This window comes from Sulfitobacter undariae (genome assembly GCF_014196805.1).
Lineage (GTDB): Bacteria > Pseudomonadota > Alphaproteobacteria > Rhodobacterales > Rhodobacteraceae > Sulfitobacter > Sulfitobacter undariae.
In genome coordinates, this window is sequence record NZ_JACIEI010000013.1 from 1 (window position 1) to 24,738 (window position 24,738).

Annotated in this window: 32 protein-coding genes; 26 read left to right on the top strand and 6 right to left on the bottom strand. The window is 55.4% G+C overall.

Annotation, left to right across the window (positions count from 1 at the left end):
* The first annotated feature begins 542 nt into the window (after positions 1–542).
* The 3 genes from GGR95_RS14400 (at position 543) to GGR95_RS14410 (ending at position 5,222) form a co-directional block, all read left to right on the top strand.
* Positions 543–2,408, top strand: a complete 1,866-nt coding sequence (locus GGR95_RS14400; protein WP_184567061.1) for an AAA family ATPase — start codon at positions 543–545, stop codon at positions 2,406–2,408.
* Between the two features lie 655 nt (positions 2,409–3,063).
* Positions 3,064–4,104, top strand: coding sequence for a hypothetical protein (locus tag GGR95_RS14405; RefSeq protein WP_184567063.1), 1,041 nt, complete (start codon positions 3,064–3,066; stop codon positions 4,102–4,104).
* Positions 4,105–4,151: 47 nt separating this feature from the next.
* Positions 4,152–5,222 carry a hypothetical protein gene (locus GGR95_RS14410; protein WP_184567065.1) on the top strand — a complete coding sequence of 357 codons (1,071 nt, stop codon included), beginning with the start codon at positions 4,152–4,154 and terminating at the stop codon, positions 5,220–5,222.
* Positions 5,223–5,598: 376 nt separating this feature from the next.
* Here GGR95_RS14410 and GGR95_RS14415 read toward each other — a convergent pair whose 3' ends face one another.
* The 4 genes from GGR95_RS14415 to GGR95_RS14430 form a co-directional block, all read right to left on the bottom strand.
* The gene (locus GGR95_RS14415; RefSeq protein ID WP_184567067.1) at positions 5,599–5,859 is read right to left on the bottom strand and encodes a pyocin activator PrtN family protein; all 261 of its coding nucleotides are present in this window, start codon (positions 5,857–5,859) and stop codon (positions 5,599–5,601) included.
* A 3-nt stretch (positions 5,860–5,862) separates the two neighbouring features.
* Positions 5,863–6,015, bottom strand: a complete 153-nt coding sequence (locus tag GGR95_RS14420; RefSeq protein WP_184567069.1) for a hypothetical protein — start codon at positions 6,013–6,015, stop codon at positions 5,863–5,865.
* 199 nt (positions 6,016–6,214) lie between these two features.
* Entirely contained in the window at positions 6,215–6,562 is a 348-nt protein-coding gene (locus GGR95_RS14425) for a hypothetical protein (protein ID WP_184567071.1), read from the bottom strand.
* A 218-nt stretch (positions 6,563–6,780) separates the two neighbouring features.
* Positions 6,781–7,089, bottom strand: a complete 309-nt coding sequence (locus GGR95_RS14430) for an XRE family transcriptional regulator (RefSeq protein ID WP_184567073.1) — start codon at positions 7,087–7,089, stop codon at positions 6,781–6,783.
* A 321-nt stretch (positions 7,090–7,410) separates the two neighbouring features.
* On the opposite strand from GGR95_RS14430, the gene GGR95_RS19050 reads away from it, so the two are divergent.
* Together GGR95_RS19050 and GGR95_RS14435 are read left to right on the top strand one after the other, a co-directional pair.
* Positions 7,411–7,536 (top strand): hypothetical protein, encoded by a 126-nt coding sequence (locus GGR95_RS19050; protein ID WP_281395958.1) that lies wholly within the window; start codon positions 7,411–7,413, stop codon positions 7,534–7,536.
* On the top strand, positions 7,533–7,856 hold the full coding sequence (locus GGR95_RS14435; protein WP_184567075.1) for a hypothetical protein: 324 nt from the start codon (positions 7,533–7,535) through the stop codon (positions 7,854–7,856). The genes GGR95_RS19050 and GGR95_RS14435 overlap by 4 nt, the downstream gene beginning before the upstream one ends.
* 48 nt (positions 7,857–7,904) lie before the next feature.
* Here GGR95_RS14435 and GGR95_RS14440 read toward each other — a convergent pair whose 3' ends face one another.
* The gene (locus GGR95_RS14440) at positions 7,905–8,171 is read right to left on the bottom strand and encodes a hypothetical protein (RefSeq protein WP_184567077.1); all 267 of its coding nucleotides are present in this window, start codon (positions 8,169–8,171) and stop codon (positions 7,905–7,907) included.
* Between the two features lie 71 nt (positions 8,172–8,242).
* Entirely contained in the window at positions 8,243–8,476 is a 234-nt protein-coding gene (locus tag GGR95_RS14445) for a hypothetical protein (protein ID WP_246423400.1), read from the bottom strand.
* A 599-nt stretch (positions 8,477–9,075) separates the two neighbouring features.
* On the opposite strand from GGR95_RS14445, the gene GGR95_RS14450 reads away from it, so the two are divergent.
* From GGR95_RS14450 to GGR95_RS14550, 21 genes are all read left to right on the top strand, one after another.
* A complete protein-coding gene (locus GGR95_RS14450) occupies positions 9,076–10,002 on the top strand; it encodes a hypothetical protein (RefSeq protein ID WP_184567079.1) in 927 nt (308 codons plus the stop codon).
* Complete coding sequence (locus GGR95_RS14455) at positions 9,995–10,549, top strand: hypothetical protein (protein ID WP_184567081.1); 555 nt, start codon at positions 9,995–9,997, stop codon at positions 10,547–10,549. The genes GGR95_RS14450 and GGR95_RS14455 overlap by 8 nt, the downstream gene beginning before the upstream one ends.
* Entirely contained in the window at positions 10,546–10,797 is a 252-nt protein-coding gene (locus GGR95_RS14460; protein WP_184567083.1) for a hypothetical protein, read from the top strand. Before GGR95_RS14455 ends, GGR95_RS14460 begins: the two co-directional genes overlap by 4 nt.
* A complete protein-coding gene (locus tag GGR95_RS14465) occupies positions 10,797–11,246 on the top strand; it encodes a hypothetical protein (protein WP_184567085.1) in 450 nt (149 codons plus the stop codon). Before GGR95_RS14460 ends, GGR95_RS14465 begins: the two co-directional genes overlap by 1 nt.
* A complete protein-coding gene (locus GGR95_RS14470) occupies positions 11,243–11,893 on the top strand; it encodes a hypothetical protein (RefSeq protein WP_184567087.1) in 651 nt (216 codons plus the stop codon). The genes GGR95_RS14465 and GGR95_RS14470 overlap by 4 nt, the downstream gene beginning before the upstream one ends.
* Before the next feature lie 190 nt (positions 11,894–12,083).
* Positions 12,084–12,686 (top strand): hypothetical protein, encoded by a 603-nt coding sequence (locus GGR95_RS14475; protein ID WP_184567089.1) that lies wholly within the window; start codon positions 12,084–12,086, stop codon positions 12,684–12,686.
* Positions 12,683–13,432: a hypothetical protein gene (locus GGR95_RS14480; RefSeq protein ID WP_246423401.1), complete on the top strand. Its 750-nt coding sequence runs from the start codon at positions 12,683–12,685 to the stop codon at positions 13,430–13,432. The genes GGR95_RS14475 and GGR95_RS14480 overlap by 4 nt, the downstream gene beginning before the upstream one ends.
* A 403-nt stretch (positions 13,433–13,835) precedes the next feature.
* A complete protein-coding gene (locus tag GGR95_RS14485) occupies positions 13,836–14,450 on the top strand; it encodes a hypothetical protein (protein WP_184567091.1) in 615 nt (204 codons plus the stop codon).
* A complete protein-coding gene (locus tag GGR95_RS14490) occupies positions 14,450–16,444 on the top strand; it encodes a phage terminase large subunit family protein (protein WP_184567093.1) in 1,995 nt (664 codons plus the stop codon). Before GGR95_RS14485 ends, GGR95_RS14490 begins: the two co-directional genes overlap by 1 nt.
* On the top strand, positions 16,434–16,655 hold the full coding sequence (gene gpW, locus GGR95_RS14495) for a gpW family head-tail joining protein (protein ID WP_184567095.1): 222 nt from the start codon (positions 16,434–16,436) through the stop codon (positions 16,653–16,655). The genes GGR95_RS14490 and gpW overlap by 11 nt, the downstream gene beginning before the upstream one ends.
* On the top strand, positions 16,652–18,268 hold the full coding sequence (locus tag GGR95_RS14500; protein ID WP_246423402.1) for a phage portal protein: 1,617 nt from the start codon (positions 16,652–16,654) through the stop codon (positions 18,266–18,268). Before gpW ends, GGR95_RS14500 begins: the two co-directional genes overlap by 4 nt.
* A 4-nt stretch (positions 18,269–18,272) precedes the next feature.
* Positions 18,273–19,625 carry a S49 family peptidase gene (locus GGR95_RS14505; protein WP_184567097.1) on the top strand — a complete coding sequence of 451 codons (1,353 nt, stop codon included), beginning with the start codon at positions 18,273–18,275 and terminating at the stop codon, positions 19,623–19,625.
* Between the two features lie 53 nt (positions 19,626–19,678).
* The gene (locus GGR95_RS14510; RefSeq protein ID WP_184567099.1) at positions 19,679–20,050 is read left to right on the top strand and encodes a head decoration protein; all 372 of its coding nucleotides are present in this window, start codon (positions 19,679–19,681) and stop codon (positions 20,048–20,050) included.
* Between the two features lie 60 nt (positions 20,051–20,110).
* Entirely contained in the window at positions 20,111–21,148 is a 1,038-nt protein-coding gene (locus tag GGR95_RS14515; protein ID WP_184567101.1) for a major capsid protein, read from the top strand.
* Between the two features lie 77 nt (positions 21,149–21,225).
* Positions 21,226–21,579, top strand: coding sequence for a hypothetical protein (locus GGR95_RS14520; protein WP_184567103.1), 354 nt, complete (start codon positions 21,226–21,228; stop codon positions 21,577–21,579).
* A gap of 3 nt (positions 21,580–21,582) precedes the next feature.
* Positions 21,583–21,894: a head-tail joining protein gene (locus tag GGR95_RS14525; RefSeq protein WP_184567105.1), complete on the top strand. Its 312-nt coding sequence runs from the start codon at positions 21,583–21,585 to the stop codon at positions 21,892–21,894.
* Positions 21,891–22,559 carry a DUF6441 family protein gene (locus tag GGR95_RS14530; protein WP_184567107.1) on the top strand — a complete coding sequence of 223 codons (669 nt, stop codon included), beginning with the start codon at positions 21,891–21,893 and terminating at the stop codon, positions 22,557–22,559. The genes GGR95_RS14525 and GGR95_RS14530 overlap by 4 nt, the downstream gene beginning before the upstream one ends.
* A complete protein-coding gene (locus GGR95_RS14535) occupies positions 22,559–22,999 on the top strand; it encodes a hypothetical protein (protein WP_184567109.1) in 441 nt (146 codons plus the stop codon). Before GGR95_RS14530 ends, GGR95_RS14535 begins: the two co-directional genes overlap by 1 nt.
* Positions 22,996–23,973, top strand: a complete 978-nt coding sequence (locus tag GGR95_RS14540; protein ID WP_184567111.1) for a phage tail tube protein — start codon at positions 22,996–22,998, stop codon at positions 23,971–23,973. Before GGR95_RS14535 ends, GGR95_RS14540 begins: the two co-directional genes overlap by 4 nt.
* Before the next feature lies 1 nt (position 23,974).
* Complete coding sequence (locus GGR95_RS14545) at positions 23,975–24,436, top strand: hypothetical protein (protein WP_184567114.1); 462 nt, start codon at positions 23,975–23,977, stop codon at positions 24,434–24,436.
* Positions 24,437–24,564: 128 nt separating this feature from the next.
* Complete coding sequence (locus GGR95_RS14550) at positions 24,565–24,738, top strand: DUF7697 family protein (protein ID WP_184567116.1); 174 nt, start codon at positions 24,565–24,567, stop codon at positions 24,736–24,738.

Here is a 24,738-nt window from a genome sequence, read left to right on the forward strand (position 1 = left end):
GCGCTCCATGGAGAAACTCCCTTATAATCCATCTGTCAGGGCTGAATCTCAGATCAGGGGCTCACAAGGAAGGTGGGGTGGGCGCACCGCTTACACTCTTTAAGGCTCTAAGCTGAAATTACTAAAATGGTAAAGCTGCGCCGCAGCAACTCAACCGATAACGAATGTCCACTTTGGGCCGTTCGCTGCGGCTGACACCAAGGGCGGATTGCCGACATTCGCTGCGATCCGCACCAAGGGCAGCTATGCGCAGATAGTAACCTTTGCAAAGTCTGGAACCGCAGTCTTCTTTCTCGACGTGATCGGCCCTGAGCCGCCGTTCGTGCGGTGCGCAGCGAAGGTCCGGTTTTAGGGATCCAAAAATGTCCATTAAATCTCGGTCCTCTGACGACATTGGAGGTGTTATTTGTCACCGCAGCGAAGTTGTCTAACCAGCCATTTGGGCAACGTGCAGAGAAACCTATGGCACAAGAGAGGAAATAGCGTTTGAAGTTGCGCTCGTATCTTTCATACCCGTAAGGTCAGCACAAACGGGGGAAAGCATGCGAATTCGACTTGATAGAATTATTATTACAGATTTCAAACGTATCGAAACACTTACAATCGATTTGAAGCCGTTAACCGCACTTGTTGGAGGCAACACCAGCGGAAAGAGCAGCGCATTGCAGGCCGCGCAACTTGGCGTATCAATCCTACAAGCAGCTTTTCGGGGGTTCCGTAAAAACGGGACCCCCGACTTTGCGGGTACCGTTTCCAACGATGCAGTGCTCTTTCGCCCCACAGAGCATCTACTTAGCCTTCGACGTGGCGGTGTGGCAACTCAGAACGAAGGTTTTTCAATTACATACTCTGGCTTCGACCTCGACGCCGAAGAAGCGCGGGAGGTGAGGGTCAACATCCGACGCGGGAAGAATGCAAATATCGCGATAACACGCATCGGAGACGACAGTTTTGCTGCGACTCTCGCAAACGGCGATAAACCATTCTCCATTTTGACACCGGGACTATCGGGCATTCCAATGCGCGAAGAGTGGCGAACCAAGGGAGCAATGGATGCAGCTATTATGCATGGTGATGCAAACCTCTACCTTCGCACCGTGCTTGACCATTTATTTGCACGCGATTTAGATGAAGCGGCAAAGGAGGCGTGGCGTCAAGGACGTGAGATCGAGGTTCTACCTGAGAGTGGATGGAAGACTTTTTCTTCGCTTCTTGACGTGTGTTATCCGGGGGCTCGCGTGATTGTTAGTCACGACCAGCAAAATGATCGTTACGTTAATGTCGATGTTGAAAGCCCAGATTCAAGGGTTACTATCGACATGGCGTCGACTGGGATGCTGCAGGTCATTCAAATTGTCGCTTACGCTTGCTTCTACGCCCCCCCTCTACTGCTTCTTGATGAACCTGACGCTCACCTACACGCGGACAGCCAGTCGCGCCTCTACGAAGCGCTGAGAGGAGTAGCTGCCGAAACACACACACGTATTTTGTTTGCCAGTCATTCACCCCAGCTAATACAGCGTCTAATGTTTGACGCAGACGCCGCTCTTGCGTGGATGAGTGAGGGAGAAAAGGTTCCCGTTGACGACGCCCAGCGTCCCGCAATCCCTATTCTCATGACCCTTGGGGCGTTATCAGCTGGTGCCGATGCCTTTGATCCTGCACGTCCAGTTATCCTGATGACTGAGGACAAGTTGACCCGTCCGGTTACTGCGCTGGCAATTGCCAACGGCGCGCCTGCCAACTTGGCAGTGCTTTCATATAACGGGTGTGGAAATCTCCCAGCGGCCAGACTCCTCGCGAACATGATTGCCGACATTCGGCCCGATGTGCAAATAATTATCCACCGGGACCGAGACTTTAGGACGGATTCGGAAATGCAATTTGAAATCGCCACAGCGGCGGCTGAACGTCAGCGAAACGGCGTGTCTCGTGTCAGCGAAGTGTTTACCCCTTTGAACGACGTGGAGCACTCTTTCGCACAGTCAAGTCATCTAAACCAAGTCTTTGACGAAATCGATCTTGAAGTAATTAATACTACTATTTTGGAAGTAACTGCATTGAAACGTGATGACCTCGTCAATGCCGCCCGGACTGCACGTCAGCAGATTTTGTCTTCTCTCTATGATGTACCACGGAAACGCACGAAACCCGAGTGGGCAGCTTGCGGAATGCCCAATGCCAGCCCACCGATCGGTAATTTCATCCCCGCAAACGGCCTTGTACCTGTGGCGTTCGAGCATACTCACGGGAAGAAGCTGACGGATGGTCTGCGCGGAGCTATCCACCATCACGTAAGGGGTTCATCACAGGCGACCGAAGATAGATTTTATTCTGCCACAAACCATCTCACGTCACCAAGCTGGATGGCTGCGTTCAATCCTCCGGAAGACAGAATGGAAATTTGAATTTCAATTTCGACCAAGGTCAGCGTGTCAGCCGGACGGCTTTTCACCTACATACACTTTTGAACGGCCGTTCTTTTCGATGGTTCCAATAACCGTTTTGTTCAACATAGCAGACCTTGGCACGGGATGCACCGAAGGTCCGCTTCCCGCCCTCCGTGACGATGCTCCGCATAATGCTGCGCTTGGTATCAATGTCGTGGAAGGGCTGAGAGCGGTCATTAGACGGTTTTCGCACGAGCGGCAGCTTTGGGCCGTTCGTGTCATTCGTCTGATGTCGGCCTGAAGGGCGGATGCCGACATTCGCAGCGCTCCGCACCAACGGCAGCTATGTGCAGAAAGTGTACTTTGCAAAGTCACGTGGGCGGCCCATAGCGGTCACTCTTTGCTCCACTAAATCGCTGCGCTTGCAGCCTGCATTGCAGACATTAGCCGTGGCGGAATTTGGCCACACAACTAAACCTAGGCAGTTTTTTTTAAGACATTCGACAAGTATCAGCTCCGGCCACGAAAGAGATAAACGTTGCGGGTGGCGTGATATGGCTGCTATCCTGTACTCTAAGACAAAAACAGGTGGCTTAGCCCTTTGAATTCCCCAACAACCTTCGCCAACGAGACAGCCAAGCAACTTGGACTTCTCTTTAAATTTGCCCGCCAAATGAGCGAGTTAGATTTTGCAGGGTCACTGAGTGGAGAATTTAGGGGGATGCAAGATGCGGGTTGGTCCACCACGATTACCGCAGACCAAGTGTTCGAAGAGTTGAACGAACGGCTGGCGGCAGGCCCGGTGGAATCTTTCGCCGACATGCGAATAATCTTGCTTCTATACAGCCAGCTTTCAGAGGCTGGGGGCGTGTATGAGAGCCCAAAGAACATGATGGGCATCGTTGAGAATGCTCCCTACAGTCTTTGGCCATTTCGAGACTTGGTTCGGGTCAGGGAAAACCCCAATCGCGTTATTGGGCCAAACGCAAATGCAACATTCCGCAACTTGGCGATCCACGCCCGAAAGATTGGCATGACAGGGCTGGCGTCAGTATTCGAGAACGTGTTCCGTGACGATGTACGCAACGGAATGTACCACTCGGACTACATCCTCTGGAACGATGGACTACGACTGCGCCGTCGGAATGGTGGGAATGTGACTCGCCTTGAGTACACAGAAGTATTTGATTTAGTTGGCATCGGTTTGGCGTTTTTCCAAGCTCTACAGGCACTACGTACATCTGCGGTACAGTCTTTCGATCCCCCACGAGATATCATCGGGCGATTTAGTGAAAACCCTCCTATGCCCTGGACAGTTGGTTATGACACCGAGACAGGAGCGTTTTCAATCAGTGGTTCGTCGCCCGGCTCTGTGACATCATCAGAGTACTTGGCGCAAGAAGCGATCAACGAATACCTTGGTGGTCACGTCATGGCCGTGTTCAGACCTGAGGGATGCGACGATTTGTCGAGCGTAGACTTTTTTGAACACGGCTTTGAACCATCCGAAATTGATCTTTCTCAAGACCAGTTTGCCGAGCTGTTGAATGACATCGAAGCGAGGTGCTTGTGGGACCACCGAGAAGCCGACACGAAGAATGAAGGCTTATTGACTCTTAGCCCATGGGGTTTCCGCTATGTTGCAGATGTGGATGATCTTGTAAGCCTCATTGGTGATCCTGAGTTCGTTCTAACCTTTGAGCCGCCCGAGTGAACCGAAGCGTTACTGCCGTATTCAAAAATTGAAGTGGAGCCGTTGCCTTGAAACCAATTGGAATTATCGAACCAGATCGCCTTAAACTGATTCCTCGAGACACTCACGCAGCTCATGAGTTCTGTTTCCATCTACACGATACGATGGGACGCATTCTTGTTCAGATGGAACGTAAGCGCGCCGGCGACATCAGCTTCAACCTTGCATCGGAAGAGGAGGCCCGTCTGTTACAAAGTGGAATTCATCCACTTGATTTCTTGTCGCAAACAGGGCGCAGCGAACTTGAGCGAAGGGCTGTGGTCAATCATGTAACAAATGCCCTTTACGCTGACATGCTTCACTTCATTTACGAGGCACTGCGCGCGCTAGAAAAACGGAAATTTACTGTTGCATTCGCGCTTCTACGAAAACCTCTCACTGAAGGTTTGTTGGTAGTGTGCCAAGCATGCGCGAACGAAGCTGATTTCTTCGACAATCTAAAGACGAATGCAGCTAACTTGACCAAAAAAAAACGTTTCGGAACTGACGGTATCCAACGCCTGATTGAAAGTGCTGTTGGTGCCTGTAGGGGCACTGAGTGTATTAATCCGGAAACGATCAACAGTTTGGTATTTGACCGTGACAATTCAGATGGACTCGCGAACTTATTCGACAAAGCGCTTCACCTTGCTACCGGCGCACCTCAGCTCAGAACCGAAAACTACAACATTAACTTCATTTTCAAGGACCCAACTGACGACGACATTTACACTGGTTCGACCTATCAGCAGATTGCAACCGTCCTTCTATTTTTAAACTTGATGCAAATCGAATTATACTCTCGGATGCATGAGCCTAACCGCCAGCATGAAAACTGGTTACTTTTCACTGCAACTGCGACTTTCCAAACCTTGTTTTCCTCGGGTAGGTCATCAATGGTTCGGTTCGTGAACCAGAACTTCAAAGAGTTCCTTGAGTGTCCAACGTGCGGTAGCTCCATAAACCTACGAAAGGCAGAAGCTCCTAGGCTGTTCATCGGGGAAACTCTGGAATGCCGGGCATGTGAAACCGTGCAGCATTTCCCGTTTGGTTGGCTGTTACACAAGTTGGAACTCGATCTTTTTGATAGAGGCAGTTAATCAATGAGCCGCCGCATGGATCCAAAAAATCGCCGGACAGCATTCTGAAGGACTGCTTTAAGGCCGTGACACTTTAGAAAGCCCCCCGCAGCGAGCTTCCGCTTCCCGCCCTAGGGGTTGGATGTACGAGTCCGCTTTGGGCTGGGAGCGGTCATTAGACGGTTTTCGCACGAGCGGCAGCTATGGGCCGTTCGCGTGTCGCTATCTGCGCACAGCCGACCTTGGCGTGCAGCGAAGCATGAGGGCTTCGGTGTGCTAGGGCTTGAATCGCCGCTTTTTGCAATTCTGGCACATAACTTTTGCAGATGCAGCTAAGGCCCAGTTTTCGCCGATTTCTGTGGAGAAACTCTCTTCTTAAAGCATAAATTGCCAATGCCTAACCATACATCTGCCTGAATTCGCGCTGACCTTCGGCTCTTCTGGCATCAAGATAGTCCGCCAAATCCTGCAGGTGGACGCCTTTAGCAGATTTCTGACTGGCTTCCATGCGGACAAGTGGCAGGGCCAAGTGGCCTTCGCTGATCTTCCGTATAAACTTCGGCAATGTTAGGTGCGAAAAGTAATCCTCTCGCACTTTGTCCGCTGGGATGATCGCTTGGCCGCTGTACTGGGCCATGAGTAGGAACGCTGTATTCATTGGTCAATGACCCTTCGGAAGGTCGGACGCGTCGGCCATGTCGTTGGCGGTTGAGTGGCCAGCCCATGTGACGCAAAGGATAGCGATGATCAGAATGGCGTTGCGCGCTACTGTTGCGGCTTTGTGGGCAATGCTGGCGTGGCGAAGCTGCGTCATGCTCATGACCTCTACTTGCGTTTGATGGTGATTTTATCACCGTTTGGGCCTTCGCACATGGCGTCAGCTGAGCGGCCTATTCCATTCGCTGCCCAAGTCAGCATGGCCTCGCATTGCTCTTTGGTGAGGTCCTTGTGCACTTGCGTTGACCCAAAAGTAGACATCGCTCCCGCGAAAACGATTAAGAGTATGAAGTTAGTCACGCGGCATCTCCGCCGTAGGGGCGGCGCGTTAGGCCGAGCTTTGCTTTGAGGCCTCGGACCTTCTGCGCGACGCGCGCCATTTGGATAGGGCTGTGTGTGGTGGTGTCATCCAGCGCGGTTTCGATCTTTTGGCGGGTCTGCGTGATGGTCTCGGCTGTAATGGTTGCGCGGTGCGTATCCAGCAGAATGAATGCCATGCTGTCCAGATCGACGGTGTGGCCACGCCCTTGTTTTGCCGCAGCCCATGCAGCGGCGCGAAGGATCGGGTCGCAACCGAACGTGTCCGGGTTCTGGATGATGTTGCGGGCGGTTTGTATGTGATTGGTTGTGGGGATCGTATTCATAATTGTCTCCTTTTCTGAAGATACAATAGTATGATAAAATCAGACCAGTCAATAACTTTGTATGAAAAAATCAGACGAACGACATAATTGCAGTTGAACGAATTTGTGCGAAATGTAGAATGAAAGGGGAACACGGGAGGGGTGTAGTTTTATGATCAGGCGTATTGCACAGATGGCCCGTCTGGTCGGGTTGGACCTTAACTTGCTGTTTGACCCTGTTACTCGGATTCGCCGGTCAGTGCTGAAATCAGGCGCTCGCGCACGGGAACGTCGAGGTGGATGAAGTCGCCATAGTACAGATAATTGAAGTCTATCCCGTGAGCTCTATAAAAATAACGGCCTATCGGTATGGATGGGGCTCCGCGCACTTCTTGGGAGTAGTAGGTTTGCTTGGGTATTCCAACTGCCGATGCTACGGCTTGTTGTTGCATACCTGTTGATTTTCTAGCCGCGATCAAGCGAATGCTGATTGCGTCATTGGACGTGTCGCCTTGTCTAAAAAGCTTCTCAAGTTCTTCATGGGTCATGCTGCGTTATCGCTCTACGCCGGTTGATTTGGAATAATTTTCAGTCGGATTATTGACGGTATGAAAATATCAGACTAATGATGGTTTCATGAGTAGAACTCCGAAATCATTTTTAGAAGAATTGGGCGGCTATCGAGAGGTGGCTGAACGCGTTGGCGTGAGCGCCAAAACAATGCATTCACACGCTTCGGCGAAGCGATTGCCGCCGCGTTGGTATGTAGCCTTTTGTGACCTCGCCAGAGAGAAGGATTTGATGGCTCCTTCCCCTTGCCTTTTTGACTTCAAGTGTGTGATTCCGCGTCAATCCTCAGGTGACGCAGCATGATCGCGCTCCTGCAATCTCTATCCGGAACATCGCTGGGCCTCCTTTTTGTCCTGTCGGTTGCTGTCTTCGGTCTGCGGGCGGTTTGGTCTCTTGGCGGGATCGTGGCGGGGTGGGTGTCGTGAGCAACGTTATCGTCTTCCGTCATGTTGCCTCACGCGGTGCCCCTCGGTCCACTGAAGCTTTGTCCGAACAAGTGGTCCAGTTGGAGCCGTATCGCGTGTTGCGTGATTTCGCTGGCCAGTGGCAGGCGTATTTGCATGCCCATTTTGATTGCATCAACGATGCTGCGCTGGCGTTCGGTGTGACCGAGCGTGCAGCGCGTCGGTGGTGGGATGGGGCAGGGCCGCGTGGTGCGTTCGTCGCGATTGCGTTGCGCCTGCATCCCGAAAGCGCCCCTGCGTTTTTGTTGGCCGATGTGCCGGCACAGGCGGTGGCCGCATGAATATTCAAATGCAACATCGGGAAGGGGCAGCGGGTTATTCTGCTTTAGTTACCGCACAGCCCAAGGACTGCTTAGATGTCCCTCTGAGCAGATACCGCCCGATGTGTTGCGCACTGCTGGATGGTGGGGATCGCCAGCGGTGCGCGAGGGGTGGTGTGGTGTTGTCCTATTCGCCTGCCGCCCCCCAGTCAGATTTCCACGGCAAATGTTCTTCCCGATCCAATGGCCGTGGAAATACCCGCCCGATGCGCGTGGCAGCACGTATCGGGCAGCGTCTTCCTGTTGGGCCTTGGCCGCGTGTGCCTGCTCGCGCATGCGGCCCTTTTTCTGTGGGGGTGGCGGATGCTCATACGCGGTATGGCATCATCTTTCCCGCCAGCCTTCTTTCACTTCATCAGCAGATTGAGGGCGATCTTGGCCGATTCCGGGTACACTTCACCGCGCCGAACTTCGCCGACACGGTTGGCGTTGGTGCCCAGACGTTGGACGATATCCGTAAAAGAGTTTCCCTCCTTCGCCAAAATATGCACCGTTACAGCCTCGTCTTGGTTGAGACGCTTGCGCTTATATGTGATATCATTCAAAGGCACGCCGGTGATGGCGTGTTTCGTAATTGCCATGGAAATTTCCTTTCCGGTGGTGATGGGATCAGCAGTTGCTTGACACGGTTGCTGGTCCAGTTGGTCGCCCTCTACAGAGGTGCGGGTTCAATAGCCGGATCGGGGTTCCTTAAGCCTTCTCGATCCGGCACCCCTTTCTACCACATCATCCGCATTGTTTTACCAGCATATTCAGCACGCGTTTTTGCAGTCAAAAATGTATTGACTCTGGAAGCCGCTGAAATGTTTGGATTCGTGGTTGTCTCTTTTAAGAAATTCCATGTGAGTTTTTGCGAACTTCGGAAGTCTTTTCTCGAATATTTAGTAAATTTGGCTTCGAAAATCTCGTTTGAAATCCTCTTGTGTTTCCGCGTGTTTCAGGGGGGCAAGCCTATAGGGCCTTCGGGTTCCAGAATCGTTAGCGGTGATTCTGGCATGAGAGCGTTAGCGCTATGAGTGCCCTCAATTTGAGCCATAAGTTTGCTGGAAGTGCCGCTCAGGCAGAGCAGTTCCAGCATGTATCTTCTCAATTTAAGGCCCTGAATCTGCATGCCACATGCGCGGTGCTGCTTGAGCGTTCGGGCCCTTTTTCTGCTCTCATTCAAATAAAGGAGATTGTGATGAATAACTTGGCGCAAATGCAGGTTGATGCTGCGGCGCGATTGGCTCGGGCCAGTTGTGAAGCTGCGGCACTGTCAGAGATTGGGCAGTTCGGAGAGCGGTTGTCTGAGTTGGGTATCGCTTTCGAGGTGCTGCCGATCAATGCAGATCGGATTGAAATTAGCGTTGTGATTGGCGGGTTTGGTGATGAGCGTGTGCAGGCGGCAGTGATGCCGCAGTTTAAATCGCGGGCGGCTGCCCAAGGTGTTGTCGCTCCCGCAGTTGTGGTTGAGCAGCCAGTCCAGCCAACCGAACCGGAAAAGGCTGCAGGGCCGGAAAAGCCTGCCAAGGCGAAGCCGATGAAGGCGAAGTCTGCCAAGAAGGCGTTTATCACTGGCCCTTGGTCTGAGGGGGATCGTGACCTCGCGCGGAAGATGATTGTCGATGGGTTTTCCAACGGAGAAATCGCCAAGAAGCTAGGACGTCATGCCGGCGCTTGTAACTTTATGCTGAAGGAGCTGCGGGAGCTGGTTGCAGGGGATAGACCAGTGGCTCCTAAACCTGTTGTTAAATCGTCCGTCGCAGCGGCTTCGATAAAAGCTCCGGTTGAGGTGACTGATCGGCCTGCCGCCAAGCAGCTGCCCGCGCGCATCGCTGCTGAAGTCAAAGCACCTGTGGCGGCAACTTTAGCAGAGCGGCCCTATGCCGAACGGGTGATCATCTCTCACTTGGATGCCGTCGGGTATGCTGGCGATTGGAACGCCGAGCGCGATTTGGAGCTGGTTGAAGAAATCTGCCGGGGCAGCAATTTGGCTGTGGTTGCCACGGAACTGCAGATCGGTTTTGCGGCGGCTCAAGATCGGTGGCGTTTGCTGAATTCGAATGTGGGTGATCTCCAGCATCAGAAACGATTGGTGGCCATCCTCAAGGAACGCGCCAATGCCTGATGTTGTTACCAGAGAAGAACGCACATTGATTGAGGCTGCACTGGCTGCCACCCCGATTGAGGACCGCCGTGTGCCTATGGGTGCAACCGGACTTCCTGAAATCAAGTGGGACGGTGGGGCCTTGCGCTACGTCGGCATCACAAATGGCTGGCGCGGCTTGGTAGCGGCGCGGAGCCGCGGTTCTCAAGCTGCGGGCCGTGCGGCGCGGTCGCGTGTCGCGGATAGAAATGCACGAATTTGTGCGGATGCGCGGGCTGGAATGACCTATCCGCAGTTGATGGTGAAATATGAGCTGTCGCGTCACTCGATCTACGCTGCAGTAGCGCGGTCGGGGCTGCGGGTCACACCTGTGCCACGTGAGTTTACAACTGCTGAGATGCTGACTGCGAAGATCGTGGCATTGGTGGATGGGGTGCGTACCGTGCCCCAGATCGCTGCTGAGGCGGGATGTAGTTCTCGGTCGGTCCGATATCGCCGCGATCTGCTGGGATTGGATATTCCGCACGGCCTTGCAGGCAAGCCGATTCAGTGGAGGGCCGTGGCATGAGTTTTGTTAAGAGCGATGCGGACGTGCAGGCATCCAAGGACATTGCGAACTCTGTGATGGAAGCTGTCACCTCTGCGCCGTCGCATGGTGTTGCCTTGCATGCCTTGATGATGGTCTTGACCTATTACCTCGCCACCGTTGCTGACCACGGCATCTTGAGCACATCGGACGTCGACGCTGTCGTGGATGACTTCCACCGTTTCAGCAAAGAAAAGCTGGCAGCCGAGGGGCTGGGGGCGGTGCACTGATGGTCACTTACAACGTCGCAGCAAGTCTGGCCCGTGCAGTCATTTTCGGAACCAAGGCATCGGTCCTCAAGCCGCATGGAAAACGTAAGCATGCCGCTGCGGGTGACCCGCTGCATATCTGCTGTGGAAACCTGCCGCCTGATTACGGGCGCTCTGAACACTATCACCGCCTGATGGTTGTGCCGTGCTCTCTTTCGCTCCCTGTCAAGATTACTGAGGGCGGCATGCTGCGTGATGGTGCGGTGGATACGCAGGGCCACCGCATGGAATTGATGGCGCAGGCAGAAGGTTTCGCCAGCTTTGCGGCGCTGCAGGTCCATTTGGATCGCATGTTTGGGCTGCCATGGGATGGGCAGCTTTTGCGCTGGAAGCCGTATGAGGCTGAGTTTCGGGCGCAGTGGCCGTTGATTGAAAAGGTGGCGGTGGGTGATGGGGAGGGTGAGGTGTGAGTTCACTTAACTTGAGGTCCGTCTCATCTGAACCGTTGCCCGAATATCCGATTTCGTCGGCTGTAAGGCTTGATAGCCACGGCTTCATGGCATGGGAATTCAGACGTTATCTGAACAGTGATCTGCGTTGGAATGCCAGTCATGAGGTCAAGGGATTGTGGTTCGAGTTGGTGCAGTTGGCTCATGAGCAAACGCCGGTTGGCACGCTCCCTGCTGATCGCACGCGTCTGGCGCGAATGGTCGTGCCGGCCGTTGATCCTTTGGCCTTCGCTTCGCTTGCCGATCGCCCTTTCGGAATTCTGCATGGATGGCATGAATGCGAGTGTGATGACGGCTCAATCAGGTTGATGCATCCAACGGTCACACGCGTTGTGCTAGAGGCATTGACGCGCAAGGAGCTGAACGGTGCCCGGACGGATGGGGCTTCCAGATCGAGGCGCTTGAACCGACTTGGGGTCACGTTGGGCGCGCTCGCCCCGACTATCGCATCAGAGGCCGCGCAAATCTACTTTGTCGATGCGCATATTCAAAATGCGATGGAGTTAGAGGGCAATAAGCGGCGATCTGATGCGCAGCTGCATGATGCAATTCAGGCCTGCTTGGTCAAGGCCAGCGCAGGCCATTTCCGGAAATCAAAAAAAGACTAGAGCGGCATTTTATGTCCGTCAGACACATGCGGACATAGTCGGACACAAAACCAGACATACCGCAGACACAAAACTTTTATGTGTCTGCAACCACAAGACAAGACACGACAATACAAGACAGATTGCGGAGCCCGGACATTAGGGCCTGTGGATAACCGAAGCGGTGCAAACTGAGAAAAGGGGAATGGCGATGGAAATTGAAACACACGACCCAAAGGCGCGGGTTGCAGAGTTGTTGATCAAGCGGGTTGATGATGCGGGCATGGTGCGGCCCAAGAAAACGACCACATCTGATTTCGAAGAAATGCGTAAACGGTTGTGTGTGCATCTGGCCTACCTCTGCGCTGACAGTCTGGTGGCATTGGCGGATTACGTGATCAACATTGGCGGCGGCGCGTTCAAGCACGAATGGCCACCTGAGGCGACTATCCGTGCCTATGCTCATGGGCTGCGCAAGCCGCCGATTACACAACAGCCGATTGTCACCAGCTGGCTTGCTTCTGTCGAGGGGCCGCAAGCCGTTGCAGGTGGATTTGAGGTTGAGCTGTTCCGCTTGTTGCAGCGCACGCCTGTGCCGCCCACTGGGTTTCGGATGCGTGAGGTTCGGGATGAGGCGGCTGAAAGTGCGCGCCGTATTGAGCTTGTGCGTGGTCGGATTGATCGCGGCAACGCCACGCCAGAAGATCGCGCATGGCTTGAGGCATATCTGCGTGATCAGCGACTGGTGCGTGAGATCGTCAATGCTGGCCAGAACAAGCGGGCTGCGGCGTGTGCGGATGGGGAAGCGGCATGAATGCGCGGGCGATGTTTGGTGCGGCGGTTCAAGCTGGCGTTCGGGATGGAAGTTTGATTGCGGAGAAGGCTATGCGGGATGACATGGGGCGCGTTCGGCAAGAGATCAGCATCCAGCGTTTGTTAGAGTGGGCGTTCGCGAGTGAGTGCGCACAGGTCGATTTCGAGGATGCTGGCACGTTGGCGGCTGGGTATGGCTACATCGGCAATGCCTACCGCATGGCAGAGCGCGGCGCGTTGGGGTGCAGGATCGATGGCGGTGGCCGCTCCTATCCCGATGCTGATGCTGATCTGGTTGCGGCTGCGGTTGCTGTGTTGCCTGAGGGCTGTGGTGGTCGCGGCATGGCGGTGCAGATCGCTGAATTGGCGCGGGCGCGCAAAGTGCCAGATCTGCTGGACGGTGCTGTGGTGCAGATGGGCGATCTTGATCCCGCTCGATTGTCTGGCATCGTGGGCTGTAGTCCGGCGGACATTCACCGTAATCGGCATGGGGCGAGGGCTGTGAAGGTTGCGCTGGGTGTCGAGCCGTACATTGATGGCCGCAAGGTCAAGCGGTGGACTGTTGAAATCTGTCCAGTGCGCTATTCGGTGCAGCATCCGGGTATAGCGCGCGCGCGCCGGAACTATTTGCAGTGGCGTTTGGCGCTCTTGGATTTGCGTCAAACCTTTGTAAGTTATAACAATCTTTCACGCTGGACCTTGTCGTCTACACTGCCACCGATTGCGCCATGGCAAAATAGTGTTTGACGAATAAATTCTAGCCCACTAGACAGAAAACAGTGCCATAAAAGCGCCCGCCAAGGTTAACCCTCGGCGGGCGCTTTGCGTTGCTGAGATCGCCCAGAGAGGCAAGGTGGACGGCCCTGCCTGATTAAAGCCTGCGCAGTTTGACTGTGCGGGCAGGCTACAAAATAAACCAGAGCAGCGAGACGCGCACGCCTGTTGGCGGATCAGGGCTGGAAGCCGGGGCGGTGGTATTGGGCTGGTGCTGCCTCGCAGTGGATTGGAATGACCCGCCAGAAAATCACGGGTCCCTTCTGGGGGAAGCACGTTATACGGGGCGGCATAGCGCATGTGTTTTGACCCGCTAAACCTCTGGCAAAGCCTAAACTAATTGCTAAACAACAGCTTACAGGGAGTTAATTTAGGTATGTCCACAATGTCTGCATCAGCGCTGGCGACAGAGCTGAAGCTTTCGCGCGGGCGCATCAGTCAATATGTGAGTGAAGGTAAACTTGATGGATGCTACTCGGGCGAAGGGCGTCAACGGCGGTTCGATCTCCAAAAAGTAGCAAAGGCATTGGGAAAGAGGCTGGATCCCGGGCAGATGATGGGCAATGGCGCGCAAACTGCGACTGTGCTGGCGGCGCAGTCCAGTGAAGGTGCCCCAAAGAAACGGGGCGGCGGTGCGACTAAGCTGCCGGATGGCGATGATGACGCCTATCACATGGCGCGCACGCAAAAGGCGCAGGAAGAGGCCCGGGCACTTCGTCGTCGGAACGCGATGGATGAGGGCACCTTTGTCCTGGCGTCTGAAACAACATTGGTGATGCAGCAGCTGCTCTCCAAAGAAGTTGCCCAGTTCGAAAACGTGATGCGTCAGGCAGCGCGCAAAATTGCAGATGAGTTGGGCGTGGACTTCAAAGAGGTCCGCGCCTTGTTGGTGGCAACGTGGCGCGAGCATCGCAGCAAGCGGGCTCAATTGCTGACGGAGCAAAGCGAAGTGATCGAGATGACCGAAGCAGAAAGGGAGGCAAATATCTGATGGGCTATCTGACTTCCGCACATACTGTCATCACCTCTGCTATGGCCACTGCCATGATGCCGCCGCCACCTCCAGATATCACGCGCTGGTGTGAGGAGAACATCGAGTTTGACGAGCGTAGCCCGATGCCGGGGCCGTTCGATGCAACCCGCTTTGCGTTTCTGCGCAACATCCACAGCGCCCTGTCGCCGGAACATCCATGTCGCGAAGTGACGGTGCGCGGCTCGGCTCAGATCGGCAAAACGGTGTCCCTGATCAATCCGACCCTGGGTGCTTGGCACGCATACACGCCGCTGGACAGTCTCGTGGTGCATCCGACCACCTCGGCGGCGACAGAGTGGGTCAACAATAAATGGAAGCCGATGCGTCGGCAGGCCACAAGCCTCAAGGAAACCTTTGGCGAGGGATTGGGCGGCGATCAGCGTGACAACACATTCAATCAGGAAACACTGTCTCGCAACGGGTCGCTTAAGGTTGCTTCGGCGGGGTCTCCAGCAGATCTGACCGGCACAAGCCGCCGTCTGGTTATCATGGATGACGTCGCCAAATTCGACATGACGGACAAAGGCGATCCAGAGGCCCTGGCAGAAAGCCGTGCGTCTGGATTTGAAGACGCCAAGATCCTGCGTATCTCGACTGCGCTTATCAAAGGCACTTGTCGGATCAGTGCAGCCTATGCGCGCAGCGATCAGCGGCTGTTCCACTTGCCGTGTCCGCATTGTGGAAATTTTGCGCCGCTGACCTGGGAGAACTTTGAAGCCAACATTGATCCTGAACGCCTCGGAGCGGCTTGCTTTTCCTGTGATGCGAACGGATGCATTATCACACACGGCCACAAAGAGCAGATGATCGCGCATGGCCGATGGGTTGCACAGAACCCCCGCGGGGATCATCCGGGTTTTCACATTTGGCGGGCCTACGCACCCCAGAGGGATTGGGCGTCTATCGCGGTCGAGTATGCACGGCTCAAAGGCTGGACCCGAATTGATGGCAATATCGAAGGCGGCACGAAAAGCGCGGAAGCAGAGACCGAGCAGACCTTCTGGAACGACGTTCTGGGCCTTCCGTATGAGACGGCCTCCGATGCGCCTGACTGGGAAGCGCTGCGCGACAGGACAGAGAAGGCGCAAGAACAGGAGAACGGTCTTGCCATTCTTGATCGTGGCGTCCTGCCTTCTCTTGGCGTGCTTGTCACTGCAGGGGTCGATTGTCAGGATGACCGGATTGAGGTGCATGTGAAGGCCTTTGGCCGCACACGCCAACGCTGGACAGTGGATTACATCGTCATTCCACACCACATCTCGACCGAGCAGGGCAGGGATGCGCTTGATGCGATCATGGCAAAGTTCTGGCGAACTGAGCTTGGCCTGGCCTATAAAATCGATTGTCTGGCCATCGATACCGGCGCGTATACTGACGATGTTTGGAACTGGGCCAAGCGGTACCCGTCAACGCGGGTTCTGTGCGTTAAAGGTTCCTCTTCGCAGAACGGCCCATTCATGGTTCCCATGAAGTTCGAAAGACGTAAAGACGGCAAAGCAAAGCGATTTCAGAAGCGGGGCTTCATTCTCAACGTCTCGATGATGAAAGGTAACTTCTATGCCTGGCTGAGGCAAACCGACCCGAGTGAGCGGGGTTTTTGCCACTTTGCGCGTGGTCTTGGGGATGAATTCTACCGGATGATCACATCAGAGGTGAAGATCCTCATACGCTCGCGCACCGGCACCACCACAGCCAAATGGGAACTGGCCGAGCCGGGACGCCGCAACGAAGCGCTCGACTGTGAACTCTATGCTGAAGCAGCGGCGCGGCGTCATGGCTGGGCCTCAATGACAGATGATCAATGGGATGCTCTGGAAGCTGAACGCGGGGCCCCAGCCGCAGATAGTCAGGCCGATCTGTTCGACAATCAAACTGTATCTTCTCAATCCAAAAAGAAGGCAGCCCCCAAACGGCGCAGCCTGTCAGAGGTCTTAAATACCAATGCCGACTGAAACCGAAAAAAAGCAAGCGCGCCTCGATCAAGCCGAACAGGCCTTGCACGATTTACTTACTGGCGAACAGGTTGTGCGCGTGGAGTATGACGGCGACATGCAGGAATACACCCGCACAACGGAACATCGGCTGCGAGCCTACATCCAAGAGTTGAAAATTGATTTAGGGTTGGTGGTGAAAAAGGCCCGGTCCCGGAGGGTCCTGTTTTGAGCAAACATTCATACCCGCGTGTGCGGGAAGGTTCGGTCAAATTCAAATCGCAAGAAGCCGCCGCTGCGGCGCGCGGTATGGGATTGTTTGGTTCGGCGCCATATGTTGCAGGCGACAGCCATGTTGAGACGATGCAGAGCTTCAACCCTTCAAACTCCGCGGCTGATTCCGAAGTCCTGAATGGAAGAGACAAGGTTTCTGCCCGCACCCGTGATTTGTCGCGAAACAACGGCTGGGCTGCCGGTGCCATTACCAAAGAATGTGACAGCATCATCGGCGGTAATTTCCGCCCGTTCTTGAAGCCGGACTGGCGGTTGCTGGGATTATCCTCTGAATGGGCCAAAGATTTCAAGGAAGAGGTAGAAGGCCGCTGGGGGAATTATGCGGATGACCCCCGCAAGTTTGGCGACACAACGCGCAGCCAATCCATGTCGCAGATGTTTGGCACTGCCTATCGCAGCTATGTGGTGGAAGGGGAGGCTATCGCGCTGGTCAACTGGCGACGCATGCGTCCAACCAAAACAACGTTGCGCATTGTTGATCCGGATTTGTTGTGCAATCCCATGGATGCAGCAGATCAAAAGCACCAGCGTGGTGGTATTGATCTAAGCCGTGATGGTGTGGCGCAAGCTTATCACTTCCGGCAGGGGCACCCCGGTTCGGCGTGGGCTGACGTTGGCGGGATGACGTGGAAGCGGATCGGTCGCGAGGGTCAAAACGGGCGTCCACAAGTCATCCACTTCTATGACAAGCTGCGCGATGGGCAGACGCGGGGTATCTCGCGCATGGCACCGATTGTCGAAACACTGCGCATGGAGCAGCAGTATTCGAAAGTCGAGCTGCAAGCGGCTGTGATCAATGCTGTCCTTGCAGCATTTATCCGCTCGCCCATGGGGCCGGACATGATCGACGAAATGTTCGGTGAAGGTGACGGCAGTGCCGTTCTGGACATGAATGTCGATCGGCAAAAATTCTACGGTGACAATGGCGGCATCAAGATCGGCGGCGCGCGCCTGTCGATGCTTTATCCAAACGATGAGATTGGCATGGTCCCAACGGCGCGGCCTTCTGCCCAGTTTGCGGATTTCGAGGGAGCCATTTTGCGCCAAATCGCATCCGGCATCGGCATGTCTTACGAGCAGCTGGCCAGCGACTGGAGCAAGACCAACTATTCAAGCGCGCGCGCCGCGATGATCGAGATTTGGCGGGGATGGACAGCCAAGCGCACGGCGTTTGCGCAAGGTTTCTGCCAGCCGTTCTTTATGGCGTGGCTGGAGGAGATGATCATGGATGGTCATATCAAGATTCCCAATGGCGCGCCGGAATTCTATTCCCACTGGCCTGCCTATGCCCGCGCCAAATGGATCGGCCCCGGCAAAGGTTTTGTGGATCCCGTCAAGGAAGCACAGGCAGCGGCACTGCGCGTCAGCCTCGGGCTATCGACGCTGGAAGAAGAAGCCGCCGAGCTGACCGGCTCCGACTGGTCAGACAATATCGAGCAGATCAAATCGGAAATGAACGACATGCCGGAAGGAACCTTGCATCCGATGGCAGAAAAGTTCGCCAAATTGCTCGGGAATACCAGCGACAACCAAACGCGCTCCGAGGACTGACATCATGAACTATCCCAACATTGCCTCGCGTGTGTTTCACACGCCGCTTCTTGCTGCGCCATCGAAAGCTATATCGTTTGTGCAGGGGCTTGGCCCGCGCATCCTTGGCCATGATGTTGTGATCGAAGGAGTTGAGGGGCATTTGGAGGTGCCGCCAACGCGCGGTCCGCAAATTTCGCTTCTGGATGACCGGGTGGGCGAACAAATCCGGAATGGCCGCGCGGAGCCGTTTCGGTTGATCGATGGAGTTGCTGTGATCGCTGTCACCGGCACATTGATCCATCGCGGCTCGTGGGTTGGCAGCTATTCAGGTGAGACTTCCTATGAGGGACTGGCCGCGCAAATCGAAGCCGCGGCGGAGTCCCGACAGGTTCGCGGAATTGCATTGGAGATCGACAGCTACGGCGGTCAGGTATCCGGGTGTTTCGATCTGGCGGATTTGATCCGTGAAGTGCGTCAGGATAAACCTGTTCACGCCTTTGTCTGTGATCACGCCTATTCAGCAGCCTACGCTATCGCGTCACAGGCTTCGCGTATCATCATGTCCAGAACGGGCGGGGCGGGATCGATTGGGGTCATCTGTCTGCATCAGGATCACAGCGCCCGCCTGGAAGGCAGCGGCGTTAAGGTCTCGGTGATCTCGGCTGGAGCCCATAAGGCCGATGAAAATCCATTCGCGCCATTACCGGAGTCCGTTCGCGCGGATATGGAGGCACAATGCCAGTATCTGCGCCAGATATTTGCGGACACTGTTGGGAACGGTCGGGGGGGGGCACTGACCGCGCAAGCCGCACTGGAGACAGAGGCGCGCTGCTTTATCGGACAACAGGCATTTGACGCGGGGCTGGTTGATGAAGTCGCCAACCCGCGCGATGCGTTCGAGCGTTTTGTCGCTCAAATCAATGGCCGGATAGACAGTCCGTCCGCTTTTTCATCAAACCAAGGAGGGGGCAATCCCATGACAGACAAGACCACAGCGCCGAAAGTGGCGGAACCTGAAATCGTTACACCGGTTGCTACTGCACCAGCGGAAGCTCCGGCACCTGCGCCCGTTGCGCAAACTGCACCAGCACAACCATCGGCATCCGAAGAGCGCGCCCGGATCGGCGCCATTTTGAACTGCGAAGAGGCGAAAGGTCGCGAAGATCTGGCAAAGAGCTTTGCTTTTGACAGCGATATGGACGCCGAAACCGCAAAGAAACATCTGGGCGCTGCGCCAAAGGCAGCTGCTGCGCAGACCCTGTCCGCATCTATGGACGCCAACGCAGGGGAGGCTGACCTCGATATGCCAGCGGAAGAAGCCAACACATCCTCGAACCCTGTCAAGGACGCGCAGCGGTCCCGCCGCGCCAGCTGACCTCTGGCGCGAACGTTCGCTGCCAATCACCCATTTTTTAAGGAGACTGAGACATGCCATCATTGACAGAGGGCAAAACGCCCGGTGACTTCATGCTGTTCGAAGAGGACAGTTTTTACAGCCGCGAAGAGGCGATCATTGCCGCTGGTGCGGATCTCGAACCGGGCACGGTCTTGGGAAAGATTACCGTATCCGGCAAGTATGTGGCCTGCGATCACACAGCAACGGACGGGTCCGAAGTTGCCAGTGCTGTGCTCTATAAACCCGCGCCGGCAGCTTTGGCTGATGTCACTGGTGCGGTCGTTATCGCGCGTCAGGCGCAAGTGCGTCGCGGCGGGCTGTCGTTCGATGCGGCATTCACAACAGAACTCCAGCGCGACGGCGCTGTGGATGAACTGAAGGCTGTTGGCATCGTCGCCATCTAAGCCACAACCGCGCGCACAGGTCGCGCACCAGCAACCAATCTACCAGAGAGGAGCCGTTTCATGGCCCATATCGATATCTTCAGAAACGACGCATTCCGGGCCATCGAGCTTTCGGAAGCGGTTCGTGACGTCCCAAACATGTGGGGCGAAATCGGCGAAATGGGGATTTTTGTTCCCAAGCCCATTCGCGGCGTGGATTTTTCCATCGAGCTTCAGAACGGTCACCTTCAGCTGGTGCAGTCGTCGATGCGCGGCACGCCTGTTCCAGGACAGCCGCGCGGCAAGCGCAAACTGCGGAAATTCAGCACGGCACGTTTTGCGCTTAAATCCAAGATCACAGCGGATGACATTGACGGCATTCGCGCCTTTGGTTCCGAGACTGAGCTGAAACAGGTCGCAGGTGAAGTGGCTGACCGTCAGGAAGAACTGCGTGGCAGTACCGATGTGACACGCGAATATCTGCGTGCCGGCGCTTTGCAAGGCATGGTGTTGGATGCGGACGGCAGCGAACTTTTGGACCTGCATGACGAATTCAGCATTACCCGCAAATCTGTCGACTTTGTTTTTGGCACCGATGCGACCGATATTGGCGCAAAAGCAAAAGAGGTCGAGCGCCACATTAAACTCAATCTGCGCGGCGATGTTTCGAACGGCGTCGGTTGTTTGATGCACCCTGAATTTGCTGACAAGCTGGAATCACATCCTGATTTCAAGGAACGGTACAAATACTACCAGAACGAAAACGGCGGGGACCCGCTGCGCGACTCGACGTCGAAGGGGTTCCTGTTCAAAGGCATCTGGTGGAAAGAATACCTCGCTGAAGCGGGCGTGCCGCAGGAAGACGGCACCGTGATCACGCGCAGCTTCATCCCATCAGCGAAAGCCCAATTCTATCCGATGGGTACGCGCCAGACCTTCCGTCAGTTCAATGGCTCGCCTGACTATATGGGTATGACCAACATGCCGGGTCAGGAATTCTACTCCAAGGTCCATCCGGACCGTCAGGAGGACCGCTTTGTCGACGTTGAAGTCATGATGCAGACCATGCCGATCTGCATGCGCCCCGCTGTTTTGGTCGAGGGACGCACCTCGAACTAAGGCTGCTTGTTTGGCGGTATAGCAGCGGCGCCCATTCGGGCGCCGCTTTTGTTTTCAAAATAGACAGAGGAAATGAGATGGCCCAGAAGAAAGACCGTTTGGTCAAAGTGACGAAAGAGTTCACATATAAGATGGATGACATCCGCCAGCGGACTTTGCCTGCCGGTTGGAAGGGCAGCGTGCCAGCGGATGTTGCCCGCCGGTTGGAGGCAGAGGGTTGTGGAAAAACCGACACATCCGGTGAGGCTGCATCTGATTTGCGCGAGCAGGCGGACAAAGAAGCTGCGGATGCCGCCGAAAAAGCTGCAGCAGCCGCAGAGGCTATGGCTGGACCAGCCGCAAAGGCCAAGGCTGATACTAACACAAAGACAGTGGGGGAACCGGCTGCAAACGCAGAAGCCGGTGGTGCCGCGAAGCAGGTGGACACCTAAGCGATGCCCGCTTTCAGGCGCGCGGTCGATACCCAGTTCAAAAGACTGGGTATCAGCGCCGTCCTCGATCCAGACGGTGCGGCACTGGACGTTCTTGTCCTTCCGAGCCAGCCGGATGAAATGGTGCGTATGGGGTCGATGCAGATCCTCGATGAGACCGGCGTTTTCGAAATACGGATTGCCGACTTTACAGGCTACGGGAACGGCACTTTGCTCAACCTATCCGGGGTTCTGCGGAAAGTGCAGTCGCACCGTGTTGCGGACCGTAGACGTCTTAAGACGCGACTTGATACAATCGAGGTGGCCGCACCATGAGCCGCCTGAATGCTGCTTTGGAAGGCAACCTTGAACGCTTCATGGCTGAAGAGCTTGCGGATCTGGAGGTTGCGGTCACCAAAGGCATGCATAATGCTGCGGAGACTCTTAAAAATGAATTACGAGCGGATGTTGTTCAGGCTGGGCTTGGGCGTCGTCTTTCAAATTCGTGGCGACTGAACCGTTATCCGGGAAGCGGGCATTCATTGGGCGCAGCTGCGACTGTGTCCACAAAAGCTCCGCATCTTATCGACGCCTTTGAAAATGGTGTCACGATCCGCTCTTCAAATGGTTTGTGGCTGGCAATCCCGACCGAATCTGCTCCGAAGTTCGGGACTGGCAGGAAGCCGTTGACCCCTTCCAACTTCCCTGAATTCCGCTTTGGGAAGTTGCGATTTGTGTACCGGCCGTCGGGGGTGTCGCTGTTGGTCGTCGATGGCTTGAGGCAGTCAACGGGTAAACGTGGTGGGTATGCGCAGGCCCGAAGCAAGAGGGCCCGCGAGACCGGATACGGCACTGTCACGGTCCCGATGTTCTTTCTTGTCCGTCAAGTGCGCCTGAAAAAGAGGCTGCGCGTCAGACAGATTGCAGATGGCAAAAGCCGTGAACTTGTCGCTGCAATTGACCGCGAAATTCGGTTTTCAGATCAAAAAGGGCATCGATAATGCTGGGAAGACATGAATCGGTCATTGCGGGTCTCATGACGGCGCTTGCTGCGCATCCGGTGCCGGTGTCGCGTCAGGACGAACTGCCCCGTACCTGCCCACCTGACGGAATTCTGAACATTGTGCCGCAAGACCCGGTAGAAACCGGCTTTCGCCTCGGCACGGGGCGGCGTGAGTGGCAGCGGCCTGTTGATCTCGAGATGGTGGTCCAGGGCGCGACGAATGCCGAACGTACAGTTGCGATTGATGCGTTGGCGGGTGTCGTTGGCGCGTTGCTGACCGGCAGCAATCTGGATGGACTGGTCGACTACATCGACATGAGCGCACCGCAGCAATCCAGCGATGTCCCTATGGAGGGGGCGGAAAGTCTGCTCGGGTCGGTCATCGTGATCACGCTTTTTTACGAAACTTCAATCAATCCTATGGAGATACAGACATGAGTAACGCACGAGGCGACGAAGCGCAGCTTCTTTCCCGTATCCAGTCCGCTTTCGGAACTGCGGAGGTTGCAACTGATGGCAATTTTTACGCACTGCCGTTTTACAGTTGCAATACCTCCCCCAGTCAGGAGCTGAATGAGGATGAGGCCATCTATGGCGATGCATTTCCCGGCGATGCGGTGGGTGGTCTCCAGAACCTGAGCGGCAATATGGTTGTGCCGATGGGCCTCAACTCCATCGGGTGGCATCTGCGGAGCATCCTTGGAGCGCCGGTCACCACTGAAATCACCGCAGGAAAGCATCAGCATGTATTTACCGCAGGCGCTTTGCCGGGGTTGCAGTACATGACACAGTGCCTTTCGCACCGCAGGGTTGACCAGCACTTTGTGCAGGACAGCCTTGTGGCCACCAGCTTTGAAGTGCAGGCCCGCAAAAACAGCGAACGGGCACGCGCCACCATGAATATGATTGGCCGTGCCGAGGTGCCGGTTGCTGCTACGCTTGATGCAACGCCGGTAAGCTATGCTGTTGATCCCGTGCCGGTCGGTTTTGCGGGCAAGTGCCTTGTCGGAACAACCGAAACGGCGGCCATCACTGGCGCAAGCCTCACGCTGAATTCAGGCAATGAAGCGGATCAGGAAACCCTGAACGGACTGCCGACCGCCGCAGCGATTGACTGGGGCCGCTGGAGCGTTACCGGTTCTCTGGATGCGCGGTTCCGGGACCGTGTCTGGTATGACCGTGCCCTGAATGGTGAAGCCATCGACCTTGCGCTGACATGGTCTGTGTCGGCTGATTATTCGCTGGAGCTGCGGTGCCCCAGCGTGCGCATCGAGCGCACGGGCATTCCGGTCGAAGGCCGCGGTATCATCAGCAGCAGTTTCAGCTTGCGTGCAAATCGCCCCGTCGCTGGCGCTTCGTTGTTCACTGCGACACTCAAGAACACTGTCGACACATACGCGAACCCTGTCTGATATGGCGCTACGTTTGTCACGCTCGATCGGAGAAAATCGCCGGATCGAGGTTGGATATGGGGTCGCATTCCTGATCGGGTCGTTCACCTTCGCGGAATACAAGGAGGTGGAATCCACCGCAATGAGGCTGGCGCGTGCAACGTTGCCACCTGCTATGGCGATGGATGTCGAGGCGCTGGACGATGAGGACATGCCGGTTGAGATCGAAGACACCACGCGTGGCTTGTTTGCAAGCAAGCAGCTGAGCTTGATGCTGCGCCGCTTCGGGGTCGGATGGGAAGGTGTCGAGATGGAAGACGGCACCGCTGCGCCTTTTGATGGTGAGGCGATTGACCAGTTTCTGTCAATGTATCCAGGCGCTGCTCTGTTGTTGCAGCAGTCGCTGCTGTCTCCCTACATCGCGGTTGTCTCCGAGGGAAAAAGCTCCGCGCTCTTGCCAGATACCGGTACACCGGAGGGCTGACCCATTGCGCAGGCTGTGCGGACGCACCCGGCTACAGCTGCGCAAGGTTCGGCGGTGAGGGCGCGTGCCCCGAAGATACCAATTTACCCCGTTCGATTGAAGGCCGCGCGTTCGTTGAAGCGGCAGGGGTGATTTACCGTCAAGCGCGTGTAGGCATGGGTGGCTTTGAAGCTCTGGATGCCGAAGCCTGCCTTGCGCTGTTGTCAGCGCGGGGCATTCCACCACAAATCGCTGCCCTGTTTCTCCCGTATTGGGAGGCCGGATTGATTGAGGCTGCAGAGCAGCGTCGGGAAAAGGACTGA